This window comes from Phascolarctobacterium succinatutens CAG:287, from assembly GCF_000434895.1.
GTDB lineage: Bacteria > Bacillota > Negativicutes > Acidaminococcales > Acidaminococcaceae > Phascolarctobacterium_A > Phascolarctobacterium_A succinatutens_A.
In genome coordinates, this window is sequence record NZ_FR892777.1 from 50,780 (window position 1) to 55,633 (window position 4,854).

General features: G+C 51.3%; 5 protein-coding genes. All 5 read right to left on the bottom strand.

What is annotated here, in order from left to right; translation table 11 throughout:
• The coding region (locus tag BN587_RS11785) for an ABC transporter ATP-binding protein (protein WP_044484165.1) at positions 1-843 on the bottom strand (843 nt) is incomplete at its 3' end.
• A 2-nt stretch (positions 844-845) separates the two neighbouring features.
• Complete coding sequence (locus tag BN587_RS03805) at positions 846-2,507, bottom strand: hypothetical protein (protein WP_021719825.1); 1,662 nt, start codon at positions 2,505-2,507, stop codon at positions 846-848.
• Between the two features lie 7 nt (positions 2,508-2,514).
• Positions 2,515-3,348, bottom strand: coding sequence for an ABC transporter ATP-binding protein (locus tag BN587_RS03810; RefSeq protein WP_021719826.1), 834 nt, complete (start codon positions 3,346-3,348; stop codon positions 2,515-2,517).
• 206 nt (positions 3,349-3,554) lie between these two features.
• Positions 3,555-4,364 carry a nitroreductase family protein gene (locus tag BN587_RS03815; protein WP_021719827.1) on the bottom strand — a complete coding sequence of 270 codons (810 nt, stop codon included), beginning with the start codon at positions 4,362-4,364 and terminating at the stop codon, positions 3,555-3,557.
• 9 nt (positions 4,365-4,373) lie between these two features.
• Positions 4,374-4,832 carry a hypothetical protein gene (locus tag BN587_RS03820; protein WP_021719828.1) on the bottom strand — a complete coding sequence of 153 codons (459 nt, stop codon included), beginning with the start codon at positions 4,830-4,832 and terminating at the stop codon, positions 4,374-4,376.
• Between the last annotated feature and the right edge of the window lie 22 nt (positions 4,833-4,854).

Below are 4,854 nucleotides of genomic sequence, written 5' to 3' on the forward strand. Positions count from 1 at the left end.
CTGCACAGCAGCTTCTGCAGGCTCGCATTCGTTACGCAGCATCCGCACTATTTTTCCCTGATCTGTTGTCAGCTCCGACAGCTGCAGTGCACGGCACAGCTTCACTGTCTGCGGTTCACGCAAGCCCAAATCCGTGCGCCCTGTCATCGCCTGCCAGGCATCTTTAACAAGACCGTCATACACAATACGTCCGTCCCGCATTACTGCCAGACGCGAAAAATATTTGCAAAGCTCGTTCACACGATGCTCAATCATCAAAATAGCAATGCCGGCCTCGCGGTTGAGGCGCACCAAAAGCTGCATAAAGCTCTGTACGCCCTGCGGGTTCATCTGGCTGACAGGCTCGTCTAAAATCAGAAGTCCCGGCCTGGTAACAAGAATCGAAGCCAACGCCAAGCGCTGCCTCTGGCCGCCGCTCAGCTTGTGGATGCTGTAATTTTCAAAGCCGCCCAAGCCTACCATCTGCAGAGTTTCGCTCACCTTGCGCGCAATAACCTCCGGCTCCTCGCCCTGATTTTCCAACGCAAAGCCTACTTCATCAGCCACCGTCATCGCAAAAAGCTGGTCGTCCGGCGACTGGTACACAGTGCCTACCAGCTGGCCTGTTTTTTCCGGCGGCCATTTGCTGATATCCTCACCCTGCAGGTAAATCGCTCCCTGCAGCTCGCCACGTTCCTCACTGCCCAACAGGCCGCTGATTGCTTTAATCAGCGTCGACTTTCCGCAGCCGCTGCGACCTGCCAAAAGCAGCATTTCGCCGTCTGCCAGCGTCAGGTTGATATTCTTTAAGGTAAACTGCTTCCTTGAGGGATAGCGATAAGATAAATTGTCTATTTTCAGCATCTCTATTCCCCCATAACCTGCTGCAGCTTACTGCCCGTCTTAGCACCCAGCCAGGCGCCGATGCTGCTGTACACAAGGCCGTTGACCAGCATATACAGCGCCAGATACCAGTCTGCATAATACAAACGGTAGAAGAACATCATCTGCTCCATATTGACGAAGGTGACAAGCGCATCGCCCACGCCCATCAGCAGGCAGATAAACAGCATATAGCCCTTGCCCAGCTCCTGCCTGCGGTAGAAGCCGGAAAGATACAGCAGCGTTTCCAAAATTGCTACGTTTACACTCATGCTAAGCAGTCCGAGAGGCGTAAAATGTCCGAACATCAGACCGGCAAGCATATATTTGACAAAATACATCAGCGTCAGTACGCCCGGCGCACGGAAGAGCACCAGCAGCGCCACCACCAGCAAATACAGCAGCATGCCGCTCAGAATGCCTGTCACCAAGCCGGAGAAAGGCCCTAAGAATACATGCAGCAAATCACCGATAAGCGTTGTCGGCAGTGTGATACCGCCAAAAGCAAGCGCCGCAAAGAGTGCCACCGTAATAGCACCACGCGCACCGATGCGGTAAATGCAGCCCTTCAGCTTGTAGCTAAAGGCCAGCACAGCCAGCAGGCAGATAAAGGAAAAACCTACTGCCAAAAGTCCCAGATTATGCTTTTTGGCGATTGTCAGCGGTACCTCCTGCACCTTCTCCTGCCCGTTGCCGCTTACGGTCACACGCAGACTGTAATCACCCTCCAACACTGTAAAATAATCTACGTATAACGGAATGATAAAGGCCTGAGTTTTCTTGCCGTCCAGCGAAATCAGCGCCGTAGTTTCGTTGACGCTGCCGGTATCACCGGCCCAGCCATGCTCGGAATCCTCATTGTTTTTGCCGGCGGTACAAAGACCGGGCATAACCTTACCTGTCTTTTTATCAATCAGCTCCGCCTTAAATTTCAGCAAGCGCACATCGCGCTGCGGATTGCGCATATCCAGCACCAGAAAAGTCGCAGGGTGGTTAAACACTGCCGACCAGTTCGTCGCACCGTCGCCCGTCATGCGGTTACGGAAGCCTTCGAGCGTAGTATCGCGGATAAAAACTACGCCTTCTGCCGCGCGGTCGTCCTTGTTGCCCAAATTATCTACCGGCAGCGTCACGCTCTGGATATACCAGTTGAACTTGCTGCGGTCCAGCTTCTTCCCCTGCGTCGGTTCCGCAGCTACCGCTGCTGCCGCCGCCGGCTCATAACCAAAGCTCAGCTCCTTGCGTTCGTGCCAGCCGTCACCGCTGACCTCCACCGTCAGCTGCTTTGCGCCACGTGCAAGGTCTGCCTGCGGCTGAATATACAGCAAATCAAAGCTCTGTCCGAAATCTGCCGGCAGCACCCAATCAGCCTCCGCCGTCTGGCGGCCGTCAGCACTTCCCAAACGCCATTTGTCATTGGCAAGCGCCTTAAAGCCTTCCGGTAAAATGACACGCAAATGCGCCGGCTGCTCATGCGGTACATCAAAGCCGGTAATATTGATAAACAAAGGCATTGTACTGCCGCCATGTACTACATGCGCAGCACTCTTATCCAGATTATAGGGATACACTGCCTCCAGCTTCACACCCGCAAAGGCCTGCTGTGCGAGGCACAGCATCACCAGCAGAATATATAAGATTCTCATACTTCACCTATTCGCAGCAAATCTTTTTCAGTAAAGCTGCATCCTTTTCTTTACTTGCCTCATCTACACGCGTTGTAATCTCCAGATTATTATTCACCGGATTACGGCTTACGGCAATATCAGCCGCATATGCTCTGCTCAGCAAAGCTTCCGTAAATACGCGCTCCGGAGTATCGTCTGCCAACAGCTTGCCCTCGCCTAAAAGCAGGATACGGCTGCAGTATTTGGCTGCCAAATTCAGCTCATGCACAACCATCAGCACAGTCTTGCCCATCAGCGCCAGCTCACGCGCAAAACGGAAAATCTCCTCCTGATAAACCATGTCCAGACCGGTAGTAGGCTCATCGAGGAACAGAACCGGAGTCTGCTGCGCCAAAACCTTTGCCAGCAGAATACGCTGCTTCTGACCGCCGGAAACCTCTGTCACCGGCTTTTCTGCCAGCTCCCGCGTACCGGTATATTCCATGCAGTCCAGCGCCAGACGCTTGTCGTCCTCGCTTTCGCGCTCCCACCATTTCAGGTAAGGATAACGGCCCGCCATAACAATATCCTGTCCTGTATAACCAAAGCCTACCTCTACCTGCTGCTGCAGATACGCAACCTCACGCGCCAGCTCTCTGTCGGTATATTCCTCCATCGGCTTATCAAAGAACAAAACCTCACCGCTCTGCTTCGGCAGCATACCGCGGATTGTTTTCAAGAGAGTACTCTTACCGGCACCATTACAGCCGATAATACCAACAAGCTCACCCTTGCCGATAGTAAAGCTGGCGTCGCTGATAACACAGCGGCTGCCATAGCCTATAGATAAATGATTTACACTCAATACTGCATCTGACATAATTACACCTCATGCTCATACTTCATCATAAAATTCAAATAAATTTAAGTACCATATACTTTTACCCAATCTTTTATATTATACCACATAGAGGCATCCGCTACAATAAATTGCAGACCGCACTCTGTGTAAGCAAGAATCTTTTCTCAGATAAAATTCAAAACAAAAAGCATGAACCACGGCAATAGTTCATGCTTAAATAATCCTTAGCGAAAATCAACCTTCAGATGCTGTCTTTCCGGCATCCGCTGATATTTATATTTAGGATAGCCAACCATCAGCGTACCCACAATTTTGTGCTTCGGCGGCACAGCAATCAAATCCAACAGCGGCTGATAGCCTGCAATACCGCAGGATTGGATAAAGCCGGCAATCGTTGTGCCCAGACCGATGGTCGGGGCAAACAGCTCTGCGTAGGCCCAGCTTTGCTCTGCATTGCTCACACCGGTAATATTCAGACGGCGTGCCAGCGCAAAAATCAGGCAGGGCGCATTACGGGCGATAATATCCTGTCCACGCTCACGGTAAGCGCGCAGCACCACCTGAAAATAACGTTTGTTTTCAGTGCCTGCCGCAACCTCAGCCTCCATCCAGTCGGCAACAGCGTCAGCAATCGCACGAATCTGCTCCTTATTGCGGATAACGATATAGTACATACCCTGTGAATTGCCGGCAGTCGGCGCATAGCGTGCCACGTCCAGCATGCGGGTAATTTCCTCATCCGTCGGTGTCTGCGGCTTAAAGTTGCGCACACTGCGGCGCATGCGCAAAAATTCATAAGCAACCTCAGGCGTCGGCAACGGCATCGTCACAGGACGCTGCTCCGCCAGCGGCGTATACTTATTATCCAACGCTCCTACGGGACAGATAGCAACGCACTGGCCGCAGCTCATGCAGCCACGGTCAAAATTGCATTCCGGTCCGTTTTCACCCATAGAAAGAATGCAGGAAGGACAGCATTCTACGCAAATGCCACAACGCAGACATTTTTCCTGATTAACTGTTAACAAGTCCATAACGTCACCTCACAGTGCATTATCGGTATAGTGAATGTATTCCAGTCCACTAAAGTCTGCCTTATAATGACCGTTGCGCATAGGCGTACCCATGAGCTTTTTATCGTCAGGCAAACCATCTACATTTACCAGACCGATAGAAGCGGTAGCACAAAGAGCACCAAGCTGTGTTGCTACACGCATAGCATAAGCCTTATCTGCTTCACCGACAACGCCCTTATGCGGGTACATTGATGTCGCTGCAATGATAACCGTCAGGATTTTGCCGCTTAGGGCAAAAATATGCGGTACAGTATTCATATCAGTCTGCATATAATCAATTTTAAAATTATGACTTTCCAGCCAGGGAACGAGAGCCTGCAAGCCAAGCTCGTGAATTTCCTGCTCTGTTAAAAGCTGCTGCTCCAAAATTCTCTTCTCCTGTAAAAAATTAGTGTGCTCCCAGAAGCCCTGACGACGCGGTGACATTTCATAAACACTCACTCAGAGA

Coding starts and splice junctions, on each gene's coding strand:
- BN587_RS03805 (WP_021719825.1), bottom strand. CDS start 2,507: ATGAGAATCTTATATATTCTGCTGGTGATGCTGTGCCTCGCACAGCAG.
- BN587_RS03815 (WP_021719827.1), bottom strand. CDS start 4,364: ATGGACTTGTTAACAGTTAATCAGGAAAAATGTCTGCGTTGTGGCATT.
- BN587_RS03820 (WP_021719828.1), bottom strand. CDS start 4,832: ATGTCACCGCGTCGTCAGGGCTTCTGGGAGCACACTAATTTTTTACAG.
- BN587_RS03810 (WP_021719826.1), bottom strand. CDS start 3,348: ATGTCAGATGCAGTATTGAGTGTAAATCATTTATCTATAGGCTATGGC.